Source organism: Furfurilactobacillus curtus (genome assembly GCF_054657915.1).
Genome location: NZ_BAAHXU010000001.1, coordinates 348,864 through 370,920 on the forward strand (window position 1 = coordinate 348,864; position 22,057 = coordinate 370,920).

At 44.3% G+C, this 22,057-nt stretch carries 19 protein-coding genes and 1 pseudogene; 3 read left to right on the top strand and 17 right to left on the bottom strand.

Features of this window, described 5'->3' with window-relative positions:
• Positions 1–87: 87 nt before the first annotated feature.
• Together ACYQ0Y_RS01885 and ACYQ0Y_RS01890 are read left to right on the top strand one after the other, a co-directional pair.
• A complete protein-coding gene (locus tag ACYQ0Y_RS01885) occupies positions 88–966 on the top strand; it encodes a YitT family protein (protein WP_407882338.1) in 879 nt (292 codons plus the stop codon).
• A 35-nt stretch (positions 967–1,001) separates the two neighbouring features.
• Positions 1,002–1,853: a site-specific integrase gene (locus tag ACYQ0Y_RS01890; protein ID WP_407882339.1), complete on the top strand. Its 852-nt coding sequence runs from the start codon at positions 1,002–1,004 to the stop codon at positions 1,851–1,853.
• 107 nt (positions 1,854–1,960) lie between these two features.
• Here the strand turns inward: ACYQ0Y_RS01890 and ACYQ0Y_RS01895 are convergent, their stop codons facing one another.
• The 16 genes and pseudogenes from ACYQ0Y_RS01895 to dnaE form a co-directional block, all read right to left on the bottom strand.
• Positions 1,961–3,241: a tetratricopeptide repeat protein gene (locus tag ACYQ0Y_RS01895; protein WP_407882340.1), complete on the bottom strand. Its 1,281-nt coding sequence runs from the start codon at positions 3,239–3,241 to the stop codon at positions 1,961–1,963.
• A 184-nt stretch (positions 3,242–3,425) separates the two neighbouring features.
• On the bottom strand, positions 3,426–3,701 hold the full coding sequence (locus ACYQ0Y_RS01900; protein ID WP_407882341.1) for an HU family DNA-binding protein: 276 nt from the start codon (positions 3,699–3,701) through the stop codon (positions 3,426–3,428).
• Between the two features lie 238 nt (positions 3,702–3,939).
• On the bottom strand, positions 3,940–5,250 hold the full coding sequence (gene der, locus ACYQ0Y_RS01905) for a ribosome biogenesis GTPase Der (RefSeq protein WP_407882342.1): 1,311 nt from the start codon (positions 5,248–5,250) through the stop codon (positions 3,940–3,942).
• 177 nt (positions 5,251–5,427) lie between these two features.
• On the bottom strand, positions 5,428–6,621 hold the full coding sequence (rpsA, locus tag ACYQ0Y_RS01910; protein WP_407882343.1) for a 30S ribosomal protein S1: 1,194 nt from the start codon (positions 6,619–6,621) through the stop codon (positions 5,428–5,430).
• A 73-nt stretch (positions 6,622–6,694) separates the two neighbouring features.
• On the bottom strand, positions 6,695–7,390 hold the full coding sequence (gene cmk, locus ACYQ0Y_RS01915; protein ID WP_407882344.1) for a (d)CMP kinase: 696 nt from the start codon (positions 7,388–7,390) through the stop codon (positions 6,695–6,697).
• 136 nt (positions 7,391–7,526) lie between these two features.
• Positions 7,527–8,081 carry an SAG1386/EF1546 family surface-associated protein gene (locus ACYQ0Y_RS01920; protein WP_407882345.1) on the bottom strand — a complete coding sequence of 185 codons (555 nt, stop codon included), beginning with the start codon at positions 8,079–8,081 and terminating at the stop codon, positions 7,527–7,529.
• Positions 8,082–8,139: 58 nt separating this feature from the next.
• Positions 8,140–9,654: a RecQ family ATP-dependent DNA helicase gene (locus tag ACYQ0Y_RS01925; protein WP_407882346.1), complete on the bottom strand. Its 1,515-nt coding sequence runs from the start codon at positions 9,652–9,654 to the stop codon at positions 8,140–8,142.
• Entirely contained in the window at positions 9,620–10,660 is a 1,041-nt protein-coding gene (locus tag ACYQ0Y_RS01930) for a helix-turn-helix domain-containing protein (RefSeq protein ID WP_407882347.1), read from the bottom strand. The genes ACYQ0Y_RS01925 and ACYQ0Y_RS01930 overlap by 35 nt, the downstream gene beginning before the upstream one ends.
• Positions 10,661–10,714: 54 nt before the next feature.
• Entirely contained in the window at positions 10,715–11,461 is a 747-nt protein-coding gene (locus ACYQ0Y_RS01935; RefSeq protein ID WP_407882348.1) for a pseudouridine synthase, read from the bottom strand.
• A gap of 12 nt (positions 11,462–11,473) precedes the next feature.
• Positions 11,474–12,133 carry an SMC-Scp complex subunit ScpB gene (gene scpB / locus ACYQ0Y_RS01940; RefSeq protein WP_407882349.1) on the bottom strand — a complete coding sequence of 220 codons (660 nt, stop codon included), beginning with the start codon at positions 12,131–12,133 and terminating at the stop codon, positions 11,474–11,476.
• On the bottom strand, positions 12,133–12,966 hold the full coding sequence (locus tag ACYQ0Y_RS01945) for a segregation and condensation protein A (RefSeq protein WP_407882350.1): 834 nt from the start codon (positions 12,964–12,966) through the stop codon (positions 12,133–12,135). The genes scpB and ACYQ0Y_RS01945 overlap by 1 nt, the downstream gene beginning before the upstream one ends.
• A 4-nt stretch (positions 12,967–12,970) precedes the next feature.
• Entirely contained in the window at positions 12,971–13,330 is a 360-nt protein-coding gene (locus ACYQ0Y_RS01950; protein WP_407882351.1) for an N-acetyltransferase, read from the bottom strand.
• A 22-nt stretch (positions 13,331–13,352) separates the two neighbouring features.
• Entirely contained in the window at positions 13,353–14,264 is a 912-nt protein-coding gene (xerD, locus tag ACYQ0Y_RS01955) for a site-specific tyrosine recombinase XerD (RefSeq protein WP_407882352.1), read from the bottom strand.
• A complete protein-coding gene (locus ACYQ0Y_RS01960; RefSeq protein ID WP_407882353.1) occupies positions 14,251–15,141 on the bottom strand; it encodes a CvfB family protein in 891 nt (296 codons plus the stop codon). Before ACYQ0Y_RS01960 ends, xerD begins: the two co-directional genes overlap by 14 nt.
• A gap of 189 nt (positions 15,142–15,330) precedes the next feature.
• Positions 15,331–16,746, bottom strand: a pseudogene (gene pyk / locus ACYQ0Y_RS01965) (pyruvate kinase); the annotation flags it as partial.
• Between the two features lie 185 nt (positions 16,747–16,931).
• Positions 16,932–20,345, bottom strand: coding sequence for a DNA polymerase III subunit alpha (gene dnaE, locus ACYQ0Y_RS01970; RefSeq protein ID WP_407882354.1), 3,414 nt, complete (start codon positions 20,343–20,345; stop codon positions 16,932–16,934).
• Between the two features lie 151 nt (positions 20,346–20,496).
• Between dnaE and ACYQ0Y_RS01975 the strand changes: the two genes are divergently transcribed.
• A complete protein-coding gene (locus ACYQ0Y_RS01975; protein ID WP_407882355.1) occupies positions 20,497–20,694 on the top strand; it encodes a YjzD family protein in 198 nt (65 codons plus the stop codon).
• A gap of 119 nt (positions 20,695–20,813) precedes the next feature.
• Here the strand turns inward: ACYQ0Y_RS01975 and pepT are convergent, their stop codons facing one another.
• Positions 20,814–22,052 (bottom strand): peptidase T, encoded by a 1,239-nt coding sequence (gene pepT / locus ACYQ0Y_RS01980; protein ID WP_407882356.1) that lies wholly within the window; start codon positions 22,050–22,052, stop codon positions 20,814–20,816.
• Positions 22,053–22,057: the final 5 nt, after the last annotated feature.

Below are 22,057 nucleotides of genomic sequence, written 5' to 3' on the forward strand. Positions count from 1 at the left end.
TCTCTATGCTGACACTATGGTCAATCTTTTGTTAGTCTGCTATCTTTAGTGTTAATTAAACTGGCAAGCGCTAGATTGGGGACCCTTATGCGACAAGATGAATCAATGCGACTCCGAGATTTTTTGTTTATTGCCGTTGGCGCGGCCATGTATGCGTTTGGCTTAGTGTATGTCAACATCGTTAACCGCTTAGCTGATGGCGGTGTCGCCGGCATTTCCTTAATTTTACGGGCATTATTCCAATGGAATCCAGCCTATACCACATTGGCAATCAACATCCCTCTCTTATTAATTGGGTGGCGTTTATTAGGCCGCCGCTCGTTTATTTACACTGTCTTTGGGATTATGATGTTGTCAGTTTGGCTATGGGTTTGGCAGCAAATTCCACTCAGCATCAATATTCATCACGATTTATTCATTGCCGGGGTAGTAGCTGGTATCACCGGTGGTTTCGGCTGTGGTCTGGTGTATCGTTCCGGCGGCACACTGGGTGGAACCGATATCATTGCGCGAATTTTTGAAAAACAAAGTGGTGTGCCAATGGGTCGCAGTCTACTAGTTCAAGATGTGATTGTCCTAGTCGCTTCATTAATTTATATCGACATTGTTCATATGATGTATACCCTGTTGTGTGCCTTTGTCTTCACTCAGATCGTTAACTTTACTTTATCTGGCGCATACGCTGCTAGAGCGATCATGATTTTAAGTGACAAAAACGAAGCCATCGCCGCTGCCATCATTGAAGAACTTCAGCGGGGAGTTACGACCTTGGATGCTCAAGGTGCCTTCACCAGTACCCCGCGCAAAATGATTTACTGTGTCATCAGTCCCCGAGAAGTTCAAACCATGCGGCGGATTGTTGATCGCATCGACGATCATGCCTTCATGTCTATTCTACCGGTAGAACAGAATTTAGGTGAAGGCTTTTCCTTCAAAGTTGTTAAACGGCGCTCATTTTTAGACTGATCTATTTGAAAATCTGATCGGAAAGGAATTCCTTTATGTCAACGGCTGACTATCCATATCAAAGAGAATTTGAAGCAGCGCTAGCTCGTCAACCCCTAGCGCCTGCCACAATTGCGCAATATCGGGCAGATCTGACCGCTTTTTTTGATGATTTAAATCATACTAATTCTGGCTTTGCTGCCGATCCGCAACTCGCCAACATCTTTGATCGCGATATTGCGGCCTATTTAGAACGTCGCCTGGCCAACCAAACGATGGCGTCAAACACTTATAACAAGACACTATCGCATCTCAATAAATACTTCAGTTATGCTTTCAGCCACCATCTGACACCAGAATTACCCACGTTGACGTTGCACAGTCGTCCGTTAGCCAAACCGATTACTTTAACAATGACTTGGTTAGACGAGCTAGGAGAGCTTGTCGAGGACGGACAATTACACTTCTATACGCGCTTTAGTTTAATTTTACTGAGCAAAGGCTTTACAGCGAGTGAATTCTTACAGCCCAACTTTGAACAAACCATTGTATCTTTAGATTGGTTACCATTTGAACGGCAATTCTACCAAGCTTTTCGCCATTTTATTGAACCTTTGCAGATCAAACAACAGTCAAGTGGATTCTTTCTTAAGCAACGCTTGGATTTAGCTAATCCCCGCCTCACTTTACCAGCGCTACACAAATATTTACATCAAGATGAGACTCGTGCTGGCTTTTCACTAGCACCACGCATGCTTCACCAAGCCTACGTTCTTCATTATCTAACGACGCATCGCCAGGCAAGTGATCAAGACCTTATGAATACACTACGCTTGACCGCCAACGCTTTGAACTATTACCAACGTTTGTTACCTCAGCTAATCGTTTCAGATGAAGTCTCAAAGTAGTCCTCATATGCGATCGAGACAAAGGTAAAATCTGGCGTTCCTTTTTAATTTTTAAGTCGATAAACAAACGGGACATAAGTCAAATGACTTATGTCCCGTTTGCTAGTCTAATAACCCTGATCTTCGTAATCTTCGAGTTCAGCAGCCATTTCTTCATCGTCTGGTTGTAGCTTCAAGTAATTGCGTAAAAGGTCAACAGCCGCATCGATATCGCCTTGTGCGCGATAAAAATAAAAGGCTGGCTTTAAAAAGTCGGTATTTGTCTCAAAGTATGGTCGCGCCGCATCATAGTAAGTTTGCGCTTGATCGGGCTCTTCTAAGCGCGTATAAGAGACGGCTAAGTTCCAGTATACCTGGGGGTCAACTTGATCATTTTGAACATACTGAGAAGCCAAATCAACATTAGCCACATCCTGCTGTCGCTGGACGTATAAGTTACTCAATTGCAGCATGAGTGTTTGGTTATCAGGATCTAAAGCTAACCCTCGCTTGAAATAATCTTCAGCTGCCGATTCGTCTTGCAATCGCAATGCAAGATTGGCTGCTTGTCCATACAAATCCTGATTATATTCGTCGATAGCTAGTCCTTGCTGTGCAACCTTATAGGCCTCTTCCAGGCGGTTTTCATCAGTTAATGCCTGCGCTAAAAAAGGATACAACGATGCATACGATGGATCTTCTTCCTGTAACTGCCCAAATGTTTCAATTGCCTTGGCATTTTCCTTTAATTGCGTATAAACAAAGCCTAGCTGGAAACGGACATCCGGCGTTAAATCTCCCTGATGAATCTGTTCAAGATAGCCGACCGCCTGTTCAAATTTACCAGCATTAGCATAAGCCACCCCGATCCGGGACACTAAATCCACATCTTCCATTTTAGGAATCCCACGTTTAATTAAATCGAGATAATAAGCAATTGCTTTTTGATACTCACGCATCATGAAATAAAATTCACCCAGCGCAAACAAGACCACAGGCTCGTCAGGCGCCAATCGTTCAGCTGCCAGCAATTTTTGCTCACTAACTTCGAACAATTCTTCCGATTGATAAAGATCAGCTGCGACCAGCAAACTTTGCAAATAGGCTGGTGAGCTTGGACTAACGCTATTTAAATAATCAGTGGCAGCGTCAAGGTCATCTTCATCAATGGCAATATCTGCTAAACTGGTGCGTAACTCATCCTCATTGGGATACTGCTTTAATAAATTTTCATAAATCCGTTGGGCTTTTTTGTTAAATCCAAGTCCATATAATTGTTCAGCTAAATTATATAACGTGTTATCGTCATCTTTACGTAGCGCCCAAGCATAGAGCTTATTGGCCTCATCCAACTGGCCACTTTGCAAAGCGTCTAACATCTGTTCGGAATAACTATTTGCTTCACTCATCTTTAGCCTCCATCATGATTGACACATCAGTGTACGCCATTTTCTCAAAAGTTACCAGTCAGGTTAACCCCAGGTCAAAGCAGAAATTCAAGCATATTAGTCTGAATTAGTGAGTTTCGGCAAGTCTCTAAATCAGTGCGTAAAAAAAGACTCGGTTGCCCGAGTCTCATCCGTCAGTAATAAATTACTTAACGGCATCCTTCAAAGCTTTACCTGGCTTGAATGCAGGTACCTTGCTTGCAGGAATTTCGATTTCTTGCCCAGTTTGTGGGTTACGGCCCTTACGAGCAGCGCGTGAGCGTACTTCGAAGTTACCGAAACCGATCAATTGAACTTTGTCGCCTTTGGCTAAGCTCTTTTGAACTGAAGCGAAGACTGCATCAACTGCAGCAGTTGCGTCCTTCTTGGTTAAACCAGTTGCTGCTGCAACATCGTTAACTAATTGTGCCTTGTTTGCCATGTGAGATTTCACCTCCGGATTTGGGCTTAGACGTTTAAATATGTAAACATCTAGTTGCCATCTCTGAGTGGTCCAGAAATGGCGAAACAATAACGGAAAACCGCATCATTTCACCATTCAATTTACCACACGGGCCCTAATTGAACAAGCAAAAAAGGGCATTTTTCCTTGTTAAATCAATGTTTCAGAGCATTTTTATAGGGAAAGTTGATCTCGAGCCATCGATTGACTTATACAACTATTTTCTTTGCCGAGCAATTAAGTGAATTGGCGTCCCCGTAAAGTCAAAAGCTTGGCGAATTTGATTCTCTAAAAATCGTTCATACGAAAAGTGTAACAGTTCCGGGTCGTTAACAAATAGGACAAAAGTTGGCGGCTTGATGGCCACTTGGGTCACGTAGTAGACGCGCAAACGACGGCCATTGCTTGTCGGCGTTGGTGTCGTTGCAATGGCATCTGTGATTACGTCGTTTAATGTTGAAGACTGGATGCGTTTACGGTGATTCTCATCAACTTGTTTAATTAACGCAGGTAAACGATCTAACCGTTGACGAGTCTTTGCCGAAACAAAGACGATCGGCGCGTAATCTAGATATTGAAATTCTTCGCGAATGGTCGCCTCAAAATTCGCCATCGTGTGATTATCTTTGGCCAATGTATCCCACTTATTGACGACGATAATAATCGCCCGCCCCGCTTCATGCGCGTAACCAGCTACATGCTTATCTTGTTCACGAATGCCTTCTTCAGCATTCAAGACGACTAACACCACATCACTTTTATCAATGGCGCTCATTGCGCGCATCACGGAGTAACGCTCGGTATTTTCATACACCTTTCCGCGTTTACGCAATCCAGCTGTGTCGACCATGGTGAACTCATCCCCATCTGCAGCCGTAAAACGGGTGTTAATGGCATCTCTGGTGGTACCTGAGATATCCGATACAATGACTCGTTCTTCACCCAACAATGCATTGACAATGGAAGACTTGCCAACATTGGGCCGTCCAATCAGACTGAAACGAATCGTGTCATCATCCTCATTTTCCGCGTCATCAGGAAATTCTTTCACGACGGCATCTAGCAAATCTCCTAAACCGGTTCCGTGAGCGCCAGAAATTGGGTAAGGATCCCCAAATCCAAGTGTATAAAAATCATAAATCTGTTGACGTTGTTCGGGATTATCAGCTTTATTGACCGCCAATAAAACCGGCTTATCGGCCCGATATAAAATTCGCGCCACTTGTTCATCTTCATCAGTAACGCCTTCTGGAGCGCTAGTAAGAAAGACAATCACATCCGCCTCATCAATTGCAATCTCAGCTTGTTCAGTAATTTGAACTGAAAATGGTTGATCCGAGAGATCGATTCCCCCCGTATCAATTAAATTAAACTGATGGCCTAGCCATTCTGCTGAAGCATAAATCCGATCGCGTGTAACACCCGGTGTATCTTCAACGATCGAGATACGATCGCCGACTAACCGATTGAAAATGGTCGATTTACCGACATTTGGTCGGCCAACAATCGCCACTGTTGGATTTGACATCTCGTCCCTCCTTTAAAATAATTTTTACTAATTCCGCTTAAACCTCGTCTCAGTGTACGCAATCCCATCAGAATACGCAATAACCACCACTGGATTTTGCCTATACTGATTGAGTATTGGACACATCTGGATATAAAAAAATCCCCGAAGACGGGGATTTCACGAAACGTGTTCGACTTATTTGTTTAAATCGTCGCCAGTCAAGTCGCCGATGGTAAATCCACCGTCATCATTACCCGTGTAATTTTGAACATCAGAACGCGAAGCTGCTTGATCGTCTTCGTCTTGTTCCGTTTCAACTTGTGGCTTTTCTTCTAAGGCCTTAATTGACAAGCCAAGACGTTGTTGGTCAGGATCAACGTTCAAAACCTTCACCTGAACAGCTTGACCAACCTTTAAGACATCATTAGGCGTCGCAATGTGTTCATGAGAGATTTGTGAAATATGAACCAGCCCTTCAACACCTGGGAAGACCTCAACAAACGCACCAAAGTCTGTCAATCGACGAACCGTACCATCCAATACAGCACCAACGGGGGCTTTGTCTTCAATATCATCCCATGGGCCAGGCTGTGTTTGTTTCAAGGAAAGTGAAATCCGTTGACGATCTGCATCAACGTTTAAGACCTTCACATTGATTTTTTCACCAACTTTAAGCACGTCGCTTGGCTTGTTCACATGATCGTAAGAAATTTCTGAAACGTGGACTAACCCATCAACACCACCTAAGTCAACGAAGGCACCAAAGTCCGTCATTCTAGCAACGGTTCCTTCAATGACATCCCCAGCAACCAATGTTTCAAATAAGTGAGCTCGCTTAGCTTTATTTTCAGCTTCGACAATCGCACGATGAGACAAAATCAAACGATTCTCACTTGGTTCAATTTCAATAATCTTGAAAGTCAATGTCTGACCCTTAAATTGGTTCAAATCTTCTACGTAGTGATCTGAAACCATTGAAGCAGGCACAAAACCACGAACACCTGCATCAACGACTAACCCACCTTTAACGACTTGCGTAACTGTCGCATCAAGGGTGTCACCACTCTGGTATTCTTTTTCGATTGCATCCCAAGCTTTACGTGCTTCAAGACGACGTTGAGAAAGTAAATAACTGCCGCCTTCTTTGTCATTACCAATCCGTGAGATAACGACAAGATCCAATACATCACCAACATTTAATGAATCTGCATTTGTTGTTAATTCTTTAACTGGAACCACACCTTCAACCCCAGTATCGCCAATACCGACAATTGCTTGTCGGTCGTCGTCAATGGCTAAAATTTCACCCTTAACGACATCGCCAATGTTAACTTGGCCCGCGTTGTTTAACGCATCCAATAATTCTTTGTTGTCTTCGCTTTCGCTCATCAAAAAATCCTCCTAGTGACAATATCTATTTAACATGATAATCGAAAAGCCATTGAAATACCAGTAAATAAGCCTAACCTTGACGATTTAAATATTTATCAACCAAATTGACGATTTTATCGACAACTTGATTCACAGTCAAACTCGTTGTATCGAGTAAAATTGCATCTTTTGCTTGTGTTAAAGGCGAACTCGTTCGATGAGAATCTTTGTAATCACGCGTTGCAATTTCTTGCTCTAACGTTGCTAAAGAAACTGCGATGCCTTTCGCCTGGTTTTCTTTAAATCGGCGACGTGCGCGCTCGGCGACGCTCGCTTCCAAAAAAATTTTAACCTGCGCACTTGGTAAAACCGTTGTCCCAATATCACGGCCATCCATCACAATGCCACCAGCTGCGGCAATCTGTTGCATCTGTTCCGTCAATGCGGCTCTAACTGCTGGCAGAGCCGCCACCGTTGAGACATTATTGGTCACGGCTTCTTCACGAATTGCCCGAGTGACATCAGTTTCCCCCGCAAATACGAGTTGATCGGGTTGACCAGGTGTAAATCGAATGGGCGTCTTCGCAACTATGGCCATAACAGCCGCCTCATCATTTAGATCAAGGCCATCCCGCAATGCTGCCCAAGTGATGGCCCGATACATCGCCCCGGTATCTAAATACACATAATCAAAATGTTTGGCGACCAATTTTGCAACTGTACTTTTCCCCGCCGATGCAGGCCCATCAATCGCCACCTGCACTCCGGAACTTCCTGAAACACCCATTTCTTCACACCTCAGTTAATTTAATATCACTAAGTTTAGTTTGAACTGTTTTATTATAGCTAAAAACCACAATAAAAACGCCGAGAATTGATAGAAATTAAAACATCCCCGACGTTTAATTATGTACTCAGCTTAGTTATTTGACCCGTAGTTGCTGTCCAGGGGCGACTTGAGCGCCGTTGCTGAGGCCATTTAGCGTCAATAATTGTTGTAAGCTAATGCCATTATTCACAGCCACTCGATAAAGTCCTTGACCGGCTTCAACTGTCACATATTTTTCGTCACTATTGCTAGAACTACTCGATGAAGCAGCACTGGCGGACTCACTACTCGTTGAGCTAACCGACTCCGACTCAGTCACACTGCTCGCCGATACGGCCGCCTTAGCCGTCTTCGTGCTCGCTTTCTGATCACTGGTTTTTACACTAGCTTTCGAACTTGCCGACTTCTTTTTACTGGCCGATACGGAAACGGGCGCTGAACCTTGTGGATGATTAAAGGAATTCATATTTGAGACGAAGTACCACACCGGCACAGAGGCAAGCGCAATGATAACCAACACTAAAATTCCCGTAATCAACGAATTATGACTACTCCGTTTACGGTTTTCAGTCCTAGATAATTCGTCGTGATCTGCGGCAAATTGTTTGTCCCATGGCTTTTGCTGTTTGGGATCATTGTTTTGGCTCATGCCTAAGCCCTCCTAAATTTAATCATCTATTACATCCATACTAGCATAGTCCACAAAATCAATTGGTAAAGTTTTCGCTAAAAAGTTGGCGTAACTGGTCGCGCCAATGATGTACGATCGGTCGATCGCCCCTAGGTTGCATAGGCTTGGTCGGTAAATGTAGTTGACGAACATCAAGTTGCGTCCCCACGGGCGCACAACAGGTTACAGAATGCTCCGGAGCCGACTCACCAAAAGTACTTAATAGCTGCGCACGTAAACATGTTGTGCTCCGAACATACTTGAATAGTTGAGCCAACGAATGTTGTTGAGATCGTCGGCGTGCTGCAAAAAGATGTTCAACTTGTTCAACGGTGTAATGATGTGAACGATAATAATTGATCAGATCGTGCGTCTCACTATTCAGATTTGCCAGAGGCGTCGCATAACCCTCAGCAATTTCAGCGTCCGATGGTAACTGTAAATTGACTAGATCGATTGGCCGTTGTTGATCTCCCGGCGCCATCACCACAACAGCAAGGCTAGGTTGACCATCACGCCCTGCCCGGCCAATTTCTTGCACATAATCAGTTAAACTCACTGGTAAATGATAGTGGAAGACAAAGCGGATGTCTGCCTTATCAATGCCCATACCAAACGCACTAGTTGCGCAAACAACCTGCAACTGATTTTGCATAAATTGCTGCTGAATGGCAAAGCGTGTTTGTCCATCTAATCCCGCATGATAAGCGGCGGCTGTATATCCCTGTTCAACTAGTGACTGGGCCCATTCGCTAGCTTGCGCCTTGCTTGAAAAATAGATTATTCCTGGAAAAGCTACTTCTTGGAGCAAGGTTAATAGTCGCGCTTCTTTTTGCTGAATCGACGCCACCTGTTCAACGGCCAAAAAAATATTTGGTCGATCGACAGAATGAATAATAGCCTGAGCGGTGTCATCAAATGCTAAGACTCGCTTAATATCTTGCTGAACTTGCTCATCAGCAGTTGCTGTTAAGGCTAATGTGACTGGGTGATCTAATTGTTGGCGGACCTGCCCTAAATTTAAATAGGCTGGGCGAAAATCTGGTCCCCACGTTGAAATACAATGAGCTTCGTCAACGACCATTAATCCCAAAGGTATCCGCTTTAGCGCATTTAAAACGCGGTCATTCAATAACATTTCTGGCGAAACAAAAATAAATCGATACCTACTCAACTGGTTTAAGACTTGCTGTTGATCGCCCGGTTTAAGCATTGAGTTTAAAGCCACCGCTCGCCGTTCACCACGGCGATTAAGGCGGCCTACCTGATCTTGCATTAAAGCCAATAACGGTGAAACAATTAGTGACGGGCGATTAAATAAATAAGTCGTCAACTCGTAAATTAAGGTTTTCCCACTACCGGTTGGTAAGACCGCCAAGACATCGTGACCATTTTGCAAACCATCAACCGCCTCCGCTTGACCATCGTGAAATTGCTGATAGCCAAAATGCGTTTTCAAGGCTGCCAAACGTTCTCGTGCACGACTGACGCTCGTTTGTTGCAACTTTAGCCGTGGATCATCCGGTTTCACGTGTGTCGGTTCCTGTGTCATGTTTACTCTCCAAAATCTGCGTTAACCGAAATAAAAAGAAATCTGTGGTAACTGATTGTTGATCAAATTGCCACAAATCAATATTTTGCGGCATGTTAGCAGCCAAACGATGGTGAACCTCGGGGGATAAAAACTTTGTAAACGGAAACTGATCAATGGGCAGTAAAATAGCCGCCGTTAATAAATGCTCATTGACTGTACTCAACTTTAAATGTCGCTGTTCACTGATCTGTTGACGAGACTTGTCAGCTTGAATGGCAAGCAAAGTTTGCGCGATGGAGGCCGACAGCTGTGACTGCCAGCAAGCAGCTATAAGTTGTCCCAACGACGTGTTTGAAGATGAAAAGGCCCCTGCAAATTCCAACCAGTTGGCTAATTGGCGCAATTCGAGTTCCCAACTTGGTAATTCAAATTGTTGGGCAAGCTGGGTTGAAGTTAAACCGGTTACCGATCCGCCCACGAACTGTGCAACAAATAAATTAGCTTGCAATTCTGACTGTTGCTGCAACCAGTTTGCTAATGACGCGATTGCTTTTTTCTGATCATGTTGTTGATTAAGGCCTTCAAACCACGAGCGTACCGCTTGGCGGGCGGGCTCTCCCACACTAAGCGGAAAGTAGTTCATTTGGTGATGTGACTGTTGTGCCAATGCTTGCAGTCCTAATAAAACTGTCTCACGCAACTGCTTTAAATGGAGCAATTTCGCCCGTTGTCGCGTTGTTTTTGGCAACATCACATCCACATTAATTCGCGCAGCGGCTGGTGACAGCAACAACTGACCATCAGCATCGCATTGAACCTGTTTACTAGCGACCAACTGACCGAGGGTTGCTTCAAAACTCGTCCATGTCAAATTAGGAAATGTGTTTAGCCATGACAATAAGTCATAGCGTAAACTCCAAAATAAAATCGAAACCGTCTTGCGGCCGCGTAAACAATTGTAAATCACCTTCGGCCGTCGCGGTTGCGTTAGTGATAACAAGGCAAGCAATAGTTCTGGTGCCACAATGACCTCCAACAATCGTCAAACCTAAGTCAGTAACAGCGTTGATTTAACCTTTTATCGCCGGCGTTGATGTGGCTTGGCCGTCTGACTGACCGCTTCACGCAAGGCTAATAATTCTTGGGGCTTTAATGGACGGTAATCACCGGAGGTTAAACCAGCCAAGGTCAACGGACCATAAGTTTCTCGGCTAAGCTTTTCAACTGGCGTTCCAATTGCTGCCAGCATATTTTTAACTTGATGATTGTGACCTTCATGGATCGTCAACTGAACTACGGCGGTATTTTTTCGTCGATCTATACTCAGCACTTTCCCCTTGGCAGCAGCAGTCTTATGACCCTCAATCACTAACCCATGGCGTAGTTGCTCCAACGCTTCATTGGTCGGAATACCTTTCACTTTAGCTATATAGGTTTTATCAACCTTGTAGCGCGGATGCATCAGTTGATTAGCCAATTGTCCGTCATTTGTTAATAACAATAGACCAGATGTATCGTAATCAAGTCGGCCAACGGGGTACACTCGCTCCGTAACCTCTTCTAGCAGGTCAACAACTGTTTGACGGCCCTTATCATCGTGAGCAGTGGAAACGACGCCACGCGGTTTATAAAGCAAATAATAAACGAACTTTTCTTGCATCAAAGCGATACCATCAACTTGAATCGCATCGTTGGGGCCGACCTTAGTCCCTAATTCTGTCACCACCTGCCCATTCACTTGAACGTGACCAGTGGCAATCAAGGTCTCAGACTTACGCCGTGACGCAACTCCTGCTTGTGCCATAATTTTTTGTAGTCGTTCCATTGTGACTCCTTTTTAAAATTCCGTATCCGTTGTTGACCGATCCAAAGTGGTGGCATCTAGCGAAGTTGCCGATCCCTGGTTCAAAGTTCCTTGCCCGGTTAGTTGCTGGTTAAACGCAGTTAAGAACAAGTCAGAATTAAGTGGTTGATCCATAGAAGCATCCGCAACCTGCGGCAACGGTGGTAATTGCGCTAATGAGGTCAAACCAAAGTAATCTAAAAAATAATTAGTCGTTTGATATAAAATTGGTCGTCCTGGTTCATCTTTACGTCCGTGCGTCTCAATTAAATTTCTTAACATCAGTTTTTGTAATGTCGCAGTACTCGACACACCACGAATTTCATCAATATCGATTCGTGTAACTGGCTGTTGGTAAGCCGTAATTGCTAAAACCTCTAGCGAAGCTTGCGACAAACTGGTGGCCAAAGGCGCTTCAAAATAACGTTTAATCACGGGAGCCAACTCGACCTTGGTGGCTAACCGAAAAATACCGTCATTGGCTAGCAAGCATAAGGGATCATCTGCATTGGTCTGATGGCGTTGTTTGATTTCGTCAAGTAAATGATTGATTGCTGGGCGCATAAAACCGGTTGCATGAGCCAGTTCTGCTAATGAAATGCCTTCATCGCCCGCAACAAATAGTAATCCTTCGATTTGTTCGATATTGGTCATTAATTTGCGCCATCCTCAAAGCTTGGTGTTGCCGGGAGAATCTGTTTATTCTCATAAACCATGATTGGTCCATTAATTGTCGCCTGATCACAACGAATTGAGTCCGCTTTGATCAACTCTAACATGGCTAAAAAAGTCGTGACTAATTCATCTGTTCCCGGTGTTTGATCAAACAAGGCCGTAAATTCCTGTGGTTGTCCAGGTTTAAGTTGTGCCAATAATTTTTCCATCTGGTGGCGAACTGAAAAAGTCTCCGGGGTCACTGTCTTAAAGACCGGTTTAGCCTGCTGGCGGCGCACGAGCATTTGATCAAAGGCCGCCTGTAAGTCAGCTATCGATAAACCAGCAGCCACTGGAGCTAATGTTATTTCTTCAGGGGGTGAACTGGCAGGTCGAGTGAAGTATTGTCGACGATCCTGCTCCTTTTGACGCAGCTCACCTGCTGCCTGTTGGTAACGTCGATATTCTAATAATTGAGCCACCAACTCAGCACGTGGGTCGTCACTAGGTTCATCTGCTGGCTCGACCATCGGTTCTGGCTTAGGTAATAATAAACGACTCTTAATCGTCATTAACGTAGCCGCCATCACTAAATATTCACCAGCAACATCCAATTTTAAGACTTTCATACTGTGTAAGTAGCCTAAATACTGGCTAGTGATGGCCGAAATTTGAATATCATAAATATCCATCTCAGCTCGTCGAATTAAATGCAGGAGTAAATCTAGTGGCCCTTCAAAATCATCAATTTTAATCGTTGGTTGATTAGCTAAGGCCTGGTTGATTTGGGCTTCACGATCATGGGCGGTTTGACCGGCGTATCTTTTGACCATAGATTTAGCGGGCATCAAGGTTCTGCCATCTCATTAACATCGGTGTGGTCGCGATGGTTCCCATAAGTTTCTGATCGGGAAATAATTCAGCCACTGCATCTAAAATCGCCTTGCGCGTTTGATCATTTCGCTCTTGAGGCGATAACGCCAACAGCCGAATCAAAATAAAATCATTTTCTTGTTCAAAACCGACCACACCAGTGAACTGTTGTTGTTCATTTCGCCAAAGGTACATTTCCCGCCCCGTACCTTCTGCATACCACTGCATTTCAGCTTTCAAATGGGCCATCTTATGGAAATCTGGTAGATAAGACAGTAACCCCATGGTCGTTTTTTGATAATCATCACGATATTTAACTAACATGTTGCTGCCCTCCAATCCCAATTTAGGCTCGTGGATGAGCCCGCTTATAAACTTCAGTTAGCCGTTGTTTAGAAATATGGGTATAAATCTGAGTCGTCGAGATGTCCGAATGGCCTAATAACTCTTGCACAACGCGCAGATCTGCCCCGTTTTCCAAAATGTGGGTCGCAAACGAATGCCTCAACGTGTGTGGCGTGACATCCTTATCAATACCCGCTGCTTTAACCATTGCTTTGAGATTCTTCCAGACACCTTGACGGGTTAACTGCCGACCGTGAGCGTTCACAAAAATCGCGCTGGTAGCTTGTCCTCGTACTAACTGGGGACGAGTCGTTTCAAGGTATTGAGTTAGCCATTCGCTCGCAATTTCGCCAATCGGAATGAGTCGTTCTTTATGACCTTTCCCGATCGTTTTGACAAATCCCAAGTCTAAGTGCAGATCATTACCAGTCAAATTAATCACTTCACTGACACGTAAGCCAGTAGCATACATCACTTCTAATAACGCGCGATCCCGAACCCCCAACACTTTAGTCACATCTGGTACTTGTAGCAAAGCATCTACTTCAGCGGTCGTTAATACCTGTGGCAAATGATGGGCTGACTTTGGCGGATCAACCTTTAGCATCGGATTATCCGTAATGTACCCATCACGGGTTAAAAATAAAAAATATTTCCGCAAAACAGAGACAGTGTGAATGACCGTATTGCGAGCCTTGTGGGCCTGATCCTGAGCTTGTAAATAAGTTAAAATGACATAACGATCCACTTGTGACAGTTGCGTAATTTTTTTTGCAACCAAAAAAAGGTTAAATGAGCGTAACTCTCGTTCATAACTAGTGACGCTATTTGGCGCCAAACCACGTTCGACTTGAATATAGCGTAAATATTCCTCAGCCGGCTCTGTAAGTGCCTTAGGTTCATTGATTGTCATGACCTGCTTGCTCGCCTGCCTTTGTCAAAGTCAATCCCGTTTCACTCTGCTCGATATAACGCAGCCGTAATAAGTGACCAACAGCTCGTTTAAATTGCCCCTTGCTAATTCCAAAGTATTCCTTAATCGCTACTGGACTACTTTTATCGGTAAAGGGCAGTTGTTTCATCGGATCGTGATTCAAAGCTGCTAACAGTTGCGCAGCATCCTCGTCAATGGCCTGATAGGCTCGAGGTTTCAGCGATAAGTTCAAAGCGCCATCTGGACGAACGCCAATAACCCGACCTGCTACGTGTTCACCGAGGCGAGGTTCATGATCACGTTCAGAGGGATGAATAAAACCTAAATAGTAATCGTCTGTCAACACAAGTGTCCCAGCTAATTTTAATCGGTAAACAGTTGCCGCAATGTCCTGATTGACCAACTTTGGTGTCGCACGACGACTGATGGCAGTAAAGATTTCACTATCTGCCAAATGCCCCCATAACCGATTTTTGTCATCAATCACTAAACTAATCATCAACCGATCCCCTTTTTGAGGCGTTAATGCAGCGATCGTGGGTAATTCATCAACGGAAACAACAATATCTTTGTTAGGTAGTCCAATGTCCACAAAAACGCCCAAACCGTGTGCAGCTCGAACGACCGTTCCAAAAGCGTAATGGCCTACTTGCACTTTCGGAATATTAGTTGTGATTTGGTATTGGTGACTTTCGTTTTCGTATGCAAAGCCAATAATTTGAGCGCCAATTCCTAATTGGTGATCAGCCTCTTGTTTTGCGAACAAGAAAGAAAATCCATCACGCTGGACGATGTAAAAATCGTCGTTTTGGTCCGTCACCTTTGTTTCGATGACGCGACCGAGTAAATCATGCATGCAGCTTGCCTCCTGGCAAAAAATTGATTGAGCCTATTATAGCAGATGATGAAGTATGAAGCGATGCCAACCCCATTTGGGCCAAAATCGTTAACTTATTGTGGCTCAACGGATGAGCTCATTACGTCTACGACAAAAAAACTGTCTTCCAAAACTGGAAGACAGTTTCATTGAGTCATTAATTTAGTCAATTCGCATAACGCGCATGATGTTTGTTGTACCCTTAGTACCAACTGGCACACCGGCAGTCACTAAGATCGTGTCGCCCTTTTCGGCTAAGCCTTCTTCAACGACCCGTTTCTTGGCTAATGCAAACATGTCATCAGTACTTGCTGGTGCAGTATCGATCACTGGGTAAACACCCCAGTTAATCATCAATCCACGCTGTGTCCGTGCATCAAAAGTGACCGCTAAAATATCAGCATTTGGCCGATATTTACTAATCATCCGTGCCGTATGACCAGACGCAGTCGCTGCAACAATCGTCTTAACATGCAGGTTACTTGCAGTACGAGCAACGGCAGCTGCCACTGCTTCAGTGACATCAGACGTGTCATAGTTGTGGTTAATATGACCGTCAACACTCAAATCATTTTCAGCCTTGATGTCAATGCGGTTCATCGTTGCAACTGATTCAACTGGGTAATCCCCATTAGCTGATTCACCAGATAACATGGTAGCATCTGTGCCATCAAAGACGGCATTGGCCACATCAGAAGCTTCCGCACGAGTTGGCCGTGGATTTTCTTGCATCGAATCCAACATTTGAGTGGCCGTGATTACTGGTTTACCTAATTCGTTACAACGACGGATCAATTCCTTTTGGACCAATGGGACATTTTCAGGTGGAATCTCAACCCCCATGTCTCCACGGGCAACCATTAAACCATCTGACACTTCAAGGATGTCGTCAAAATTGTCGATGCCTTCTTGTGATTCGATCTTTGGGAAGATCTGAACGTGTTGCATGTTCTTTTCTTCTAATAAGGCCCGGATGTCCAAGACATCTTGTGCCTTACGCACAAATGAAGCCGCAATGAAGTCAATTTCATTGTCCAGACCAAACCGAATGTCAGAAGCGTCCTTTTCAGTAATCCCAGGCAAGTTGATTGAAACACCAGGCGCGTTAACACCTTTACGTGAGCCCAACACACCATTATTTTGGACAGTTGTCACTAATTCATGCGTGGCTTCGTCTTTTTCATCAATCTTCATATCGATTAAACCATCGTCAAACAACACATGGCCACCGACGTGAACATCATCATACAGACCTGGATAAGTTACAGCAATCTTGTCGTGGACGCCTTCAAGACTATCGTCCATTGAAATTCGAACTTTGTCACCGATCTTGTAGGCGATCTTGCCGTCTTTTTGAACAGTGGTCCGAATTTCTGCGCCCTTGGTATCTAACATGATACCAACCGTCTGACCGGTGATCTTTTCGGCTTCATGGACATTGTTCATCCGACCCAAGTGTTCTTCGTGATCTCCGTGAGAAAAGTTAAACCGGAAAACGTTGGCTCCGGCTTCGATCAGCTTAACAATCGTGTCAACGTCGGTACTAGCTGGTCCAAGCGTGCTAACGATTTTAGTTTTCTTCATAAGAAAAATCTCTCCCTTTGATTTGTGCCACATGGTGGCGAGTTTTTGAGACATGCTGCCTCAATCAATTACAAGAACAGTTTAACACTTTTTAAAACACCCTGTCGCCCTTTTCATTCGTTTTCACAAACATTCATGAAAACAACGCGGCTGCTTTCATTATTTTCAACATTTTCGCTTTATCCTCACTTTTTTGAAAGCGAATTCGAGCGAAATACCACATTTTCAATGCCGAAAATTTGTGACAAAGTCGTTTTGATCTCAGGAGAAAAGCCTAGATTATAAGTGTCGGCTAGTTTAACGGTGCGACCGGTAATCTGATCATGAACAATCACTGGATTATCACCTCGCATCTGTTGATATTGTGCTTGAAACCGTTGCTGAGCAGTCTCATCATTTTCAGCCGTCGTTTGTAAATACCAGGTTCCCGTCTGGTGCGTTGCTAGCTTATTTGCTTGAATCGCTTGTGCGGTTTGATTTGCAAGTTGAAGTGAGTCAGCGACAATTTCAAGTTGTCGACCTGTGTCAATTCGCCCCCGTACCACCACCACCTGTTCCGGTTGTAACCATGTGCTAACTTCTTGCCACAACCGTGGAAAAATCGTCATGGACAATTCGCCAGATGGATCATTTCCACTGACAAAAGCCATACGATCGCCTTTTTTTGTCCTAATTTCGCGAATTCTACTGGTATACAAAAGCACCGTTGCCGATTGACCGACCACTAAATCAACCACCGGAGTCGCTTGTAATTGGCGACTCAATCCGGTGTATTGTTCGACTGGGTGTCCCGATAAGTAGGCACCTAACACTTCAGCTTCATGAGCCAACTTATCCTTTAAGGGAAGATCTGGCAACGCTGCAACCTTAGGCTTTAAGCCAAGATTACTTTCGAATAGGTCAATATTAACTTGGGCTCCTGATAAGACCCGGGGCAAAAGATCTAATAGCTGCGCTCGATTCAGACCGAAATGGTCAAATGCGCCAGCATAAATCAAGGCTGTCAGACCCTCTGCTTTCCGAAATTGCGGTTCAATTCGATTCACAAAATTATCTAGATCAGTAAATGGACCTGATTCGTGGCGACTCGCCAAAATATTAGCCACAAAATCCCGTCGAAGCCCTTTAATATCGCTCAATCCAAAAATGATTTGCCCGTTAATTAACGAGAAATCCTGCCGACTCACGTTGATATCTGGTGCTGCTACATTAACACCATGTTGTCGGGCTTCTAACAGATATAACTTGATTTTGGTTGAATTGCCTAACACGGAATTCAATAACGCCGTAAAGAAGGCGCCCGGATAATGAACTTTTAAATAAGCTAACTCAAACGCCATCTTACTGTATGCAACAGCGTGTGATCGATTGAATCCATAAGAAGCAAAATTTTCAATGTACTCATACACTTGTACTGCCGTCGCCTGAGTAAAACCTTGTTGGACCGCACCATCAATAAAATCATGTCGTAGTGCATCAATTTTTTCATGATCCTTTTTGCTCATAGCACGGCGTAATAAATCGGCTTTGCCCATAGAGAAACCACCCATGACACTAGCAACGCGCATGACTTGCTCTTGATAGACAATGATGCCAAATGTCGGTCCTAAAATTGGTTCCAGCGCCGGAGCTGGATAACTAACCGGTTCCTGCCCTTTTTTACGAGCAATGAAGTGATCAATATTTTCCATCGGGCCAGGTCGATACAGTGCGTTGACGGCAACGACTAATTCAAAGGTTTCCGGGTGCAGTTGTCGTAAAACATTCTTAATGCCGCTTGATTCAAACTGGAACACGCCATTAGTTTCTCCCCGTTGAAAAAGTGTCAATGTTGCTTGATCGGTTAGCGGAATATCGTTAACAATTAACGACTGTCCCGTTGTTTGGGCAATCGTGGTTAAACTATTCGCTAAAATCGTCAAATTTCGAAGACCCAAAAAGTCCATTTTCAGCAAGCCTAACGCTTCAACCGTATTCTTAGGAAATTGTGCAACCAGCAACCCTTCTGAACCAGTTTGGACTGGAACAAGCGCCGTTAGCGGTTGATCACTTAACACCACCCCAGCAGCATGCGTTGAGGTATGTCGCGGCAGACCTTCTAACGCCAGAGCGGTCTCAAATAGGAGCTGGTTTAGCGAACTATCTGCAATCAAATTTTTTAGCGGTTGGGATTGATCTTGAGCGTCTTTTAAGGTGACACCTAACCCGCCAGGAATTGCATGGCTCCAATCAGCTAATTGATACGTAGATAATCCAAAAACACGCCCGACATCGCGAATAACCTGCTTGGCGCCTAATGTACCAAATGTAATGATTTGTCCCACCTTATCAGCTCCATACCGATCTCGCACATACAGCAGTAACTGATCACGCTTGTCGTCAGGAATATCTAAATCAATATCCGGCATTTGCGCTCGTTGATCATTTAAGAATCGTTCAAAGAGTAAATCGTAAGCTAAGGGGTCCACCTCGGTAATATCAAGAACGTAGGCGACCAAAGATCCGGCTGCTGACCCACGTCCGGGTCCTGTGGTGATGTGATGTTGATGGGCAAAATTCATAACATCCCACACGATCAAAAAATAATCATCAAAGCCAAGCTGGTGAATGACCGCCAACTCATGCGTTAGCCGCTTTTGGTAGCGGTCAAACAATGGCTGCCTGTCCCCCAACCGTTTAGTTAGCCCTTGCTCACATAGGTCGCGTAAATATTGATCGGGAGATTGGCCAGCGGGCGTCTGAAAGTGAGGAAGCTGTGGCGCTTGAAACGTAAAATCCACCGTAGACGTCGCGGCAATTTGTACGGTAGCTAAAACAGCATCATTTAAATTCAATTGTTGATAGTGTGCTGTCAGTGGCCCTGCCTCGCGCAAATACCACGGACCGGTTTGCTGACTGGCCACACCAAGATTTGTTATCTGCTCGCCTGCTTCAACCGCAGCCAATACATTTGTTTTAAATTGATCATCAGGATTTAAATATCGAATGGGATTCATTGCGACAAGTGGTACGCTATTTTGCTCCGAAAATTCTTGCAAATTCTCAATGGCGGTTCCTGATTGCTGATCGCTGATCCCAATAAAAACAGTTTGGTTATCGGCCGCTTGTTGCAATTGCTGGACCAAACGTTGTGCCTGACTACTTTGACCTGAATTGATTAAACGACCAACTTCACTTTCTAAACCGTTCAGGACGTATACATTGCCTAACCATGATGAGATTTGCGTTAAAGTCAAGGTTGCATCAGCTGCCAATGTCATTTTCTTTGAAGAAATTTGGATCAAATTCTGATAACCTGCTTGATTTCGCGCCACTAATGTTAGTGGAAACACTTGATCAAGATGCTGTTCTGAATTCAATTCGATCGTCAGTCCGATCAGCGGCTTAATGCCAGCCTTTTTGGCAGCGTTAAAAAAATCCACCACGCCGTATAAAACATTAATATCCGTCAATGCCAACGCTTCATATCCGCGCTGTTTAGCTGCGTTAACCAACGCGTCAATACGAATCGGGCTGTTCAGCAAACTATAGCTACTTAGAACAGACAACGGCACGACATGAGTGGTCAGATCATGAGCTGGACTTATTTCTGGTTGCACCACGACAACTCCTTTCAAACGTTTGTTCGTACCGCTATTATAACAAAACCAATAACCTACTGCTGAACAAGTCTCTTTTGAAGGGACAAATCCAATTGAAATCAGTGACGAGAGTGTTAAACTACTAAATGAAACGAAAGGTGGTCAAAAAATGCGTTATTTAACCGTAATTTTTTGGGGATTCATCTGGGGTGAAGTCATTGGCTACATCGGTGGTCAACTTGAATTAATGACATATAAACCGTTGGAAATTGGCATCGTAGCAGCGATCGTTTGTGTCGTCGTTGCTACCTTTACTTACTTGATGGCTGATAAGTCCACTCCAGCAGCTAATGAAGCAAACAAATAGTGCATTCGCATCTTAGCGGACGCGCTTTTTTGTTTGGAAAACTACCGCAGAAGAAGCGAGTATAACTGGCCGATAAGGCTAGTTATACTCGCTTCCTGGTTAAAGGCGATTCTACGATTCTACGCTTCTGTATTCAGTTCACTAATTTTCAAAATGACGTCAACCGCCTGTTCCATCGTCGCCAAAGAAACAAATTCAAAGCGACTGTGCATGTTTTCCCCACCGGCAAAAAGATTAGGCGTTGGTAAGCCCATAAATGAGATTTTTGAACCATCCGTCCCACCCCGAACTGGGTAAATCACGGGTTCAATGTTAAGGGCTTCCATTGCCTGCTTGGCTAAATCAACGGCGGTCATATCCTTTTCAAGGACTTCGCGCATGTTATAGTACTGATCTGTCAGCGTCACATGAACACGATCGGCCTCATAATCAGCGTTCAATTTTTCGGCGATGTCTAGCATCTGCTGTTTGCGTTGTTCAAACACTTGCCGATCGTGATCACGAATAATATAGGTGAGGGTCGCATGATCCACCGTGCCATTCATTTTGTACAAATGGAAGAAACCTTGGCGACCTTCTGTCAATTCGGGACGATCCCCTTCTGGCAGTAAATTATGGAAGTCAATCCCTACCTGCAAGGCATTAATCATAACGCCCTTAGCCGTGGCTGTATGCACTTCTTTTCCATCAATTTCAATGGTCGCTTGGGCTGCATTAAATGTTTCATATTCTAATTCACCGAGTGGGCCGCCGTCGACAGTATAAGCGAAGTCAGCACCAAAGCCCTTGGCATCAAAGTGATCTGCGCCGGTACCGATCTCTTCATCCGGTCCAAAGCCCACGTGGAGATCACCATGCTTAACTTCCGGATGATTAACCAAGTAATCCATGGCTGTGATAATTTCAGCCACGCCAGCTTTGTCATCCGCACCTAATAATGTCGTCCCATCGGTCGTGATTAACGTTTGTCCGGCGTATTTGTGTAAAGCAGGAAATTCGGCTGTTTTTAACATCCATTTACCATCTTTACTCAAATTAATATCCGACTGTCCATCGTAGTTTTCGACAATTTGCGGCGCAATATTTTCAGCATTAAAATCTGCCGTATCAATGTGTGCGAGAAAACCAATTGGCGCCGCCTTGCCGTCATCATTTGCTGGTAAGAGCGCCGTGACATATCCACTGTTCGGATCAGTCTGAATGTCACTCAATCCAATTTCATTTAACTCCTCAGCGATCGATTTCAAAAAATCAACTTCACGCTGTGCTGATGGAATCGTAGTTGAATCGGGATCTGAACGTGTATTCACCTTCGCATATCCGATAAATCGGGAAAGTAATGATTCATATTTTGCCACAATTG

What these genes read in the sequence shown, in the direction of transcription:
- ACYQ0Y_RS01920 (WP_407882345.1), bottom strand. Translation starts at nt 8,081, where the DNA reads ATGAGCCAAAACAATGATCCCAAACAGCAAAAGCCATGGGACAAACAA.
- ACYQ0Y_RS01925 (WP_407882346.1), bottom strand. Translation starts at nt 9,654, where the DNA reads ATGACACAGGAACCGACACACGTGAAACCGGATGATCCACGGCTAAAG.
- ACYQ0Y_RS01900 (WP_407882341.1), bottom strand. Translation starts at nt 3,701, where the DNA reads ATGGCAAACAAGGCACAATTAGTTAACGATGTTGCAGCAGCAACTGGT.
- cmk (WP_407882344.1), bottom strand. Translation starts at nt 7,390, where the DNA reads ATGGGTGTTTCAGGAAGTTCCGGAGTGCAGGTGGCGATTGATGGGCCT.
- ACYQ0Y_RS01895 (WP_407882340.1), bottom strand. Translation starts at nt 3,241, where the DNA reads ATGAGTGAAGCAAATAGTTATTCCGAACAGATGTTAGACGCTTTGCAA.
- der (WP_407882342.1), bottom strand. Translation starts at nt 5,250, where the DNA reads ATGTCAAATCCAACAGTGGCGATTGTTGGCCGACCAAATGTCGGTAAA.
- ACYQ0Y_RS01950 (WP_407882351.1), bottom strand. Translation starts at nt 13,330, where the DNA reads ATGTTAGTTAAATATCGTGATGATTATCAAAAAACGACCATGGGGTTA.
- ACYQ0Y_RS01960 (WP_407882353.1), bottom strand. Translation starts at nt 15,141, where the DNA reads ATGCATGATTTACTCGGTCGCGTCATCGAAACAAAGGTGACGGACCAA.
- scpB (WP_407882349.1), bottom strand. Translation starts at nt 12,133, where the DNA reads ATGACCAATATCGAACAAATCGAAGGATTACTATTTGTTGCGGGCGAT.
- ACYQ0Y_RS01885 (WP_407882338.1), top strand. Translation starts at nt 88, where the DNA reads ATGCGACAAGATGAATCAATGCGACTCCGAGATTTTTTGTTTATTGCC.
- ACYQ0Y_RS01945 (WP_407882350.1), bottom strand. Translation starts at nt 12,966, where the DNA reads ATGGTCAAAAGATACGCCGGTCAAACCGCCCATGATCGTGAAGCCCAA.
- ACYQ0Y_RS01975 (WP_407882355.1), top strand. Translation starts at nt 20,497, where the DNA reads ATGCGTTATTTAACCGTAATTTTTTGGGGATTCATCTGGGGTGAAGTC.
- ACYQ0Y_RS01890 (WP_407882339.1), top strand. Translation starts at nt 1,002, where the DNA reads ATGTCAACGGCTGACTATCCATATCAAAGAGAATTTGAAGCAGCGCTA.
- rpsA (WP_407882343.1), bottom strand. Translation starts at nt 6,621, where the DNA reads ATGAGCGAAAGCGAAGACAACAAAGAATTATTGGATGCGTTAAACAAC.
- ACYQ0Y_RS01935 (WP_407882348.1), bottom strand. Translation starts at nt 11,461, where the DNA reads ATGGAACGACTACAAAAAATTATGGCACAAGCAGGAGTTGCGTCACGG.
- xerD (WP_407882352.1), bottom strand. Translation starts at nt 14,264, where the DNA reads ATGACAATCAATGAACCTAAGGCACTTACAGAGCCGGCTGAGGAATAT.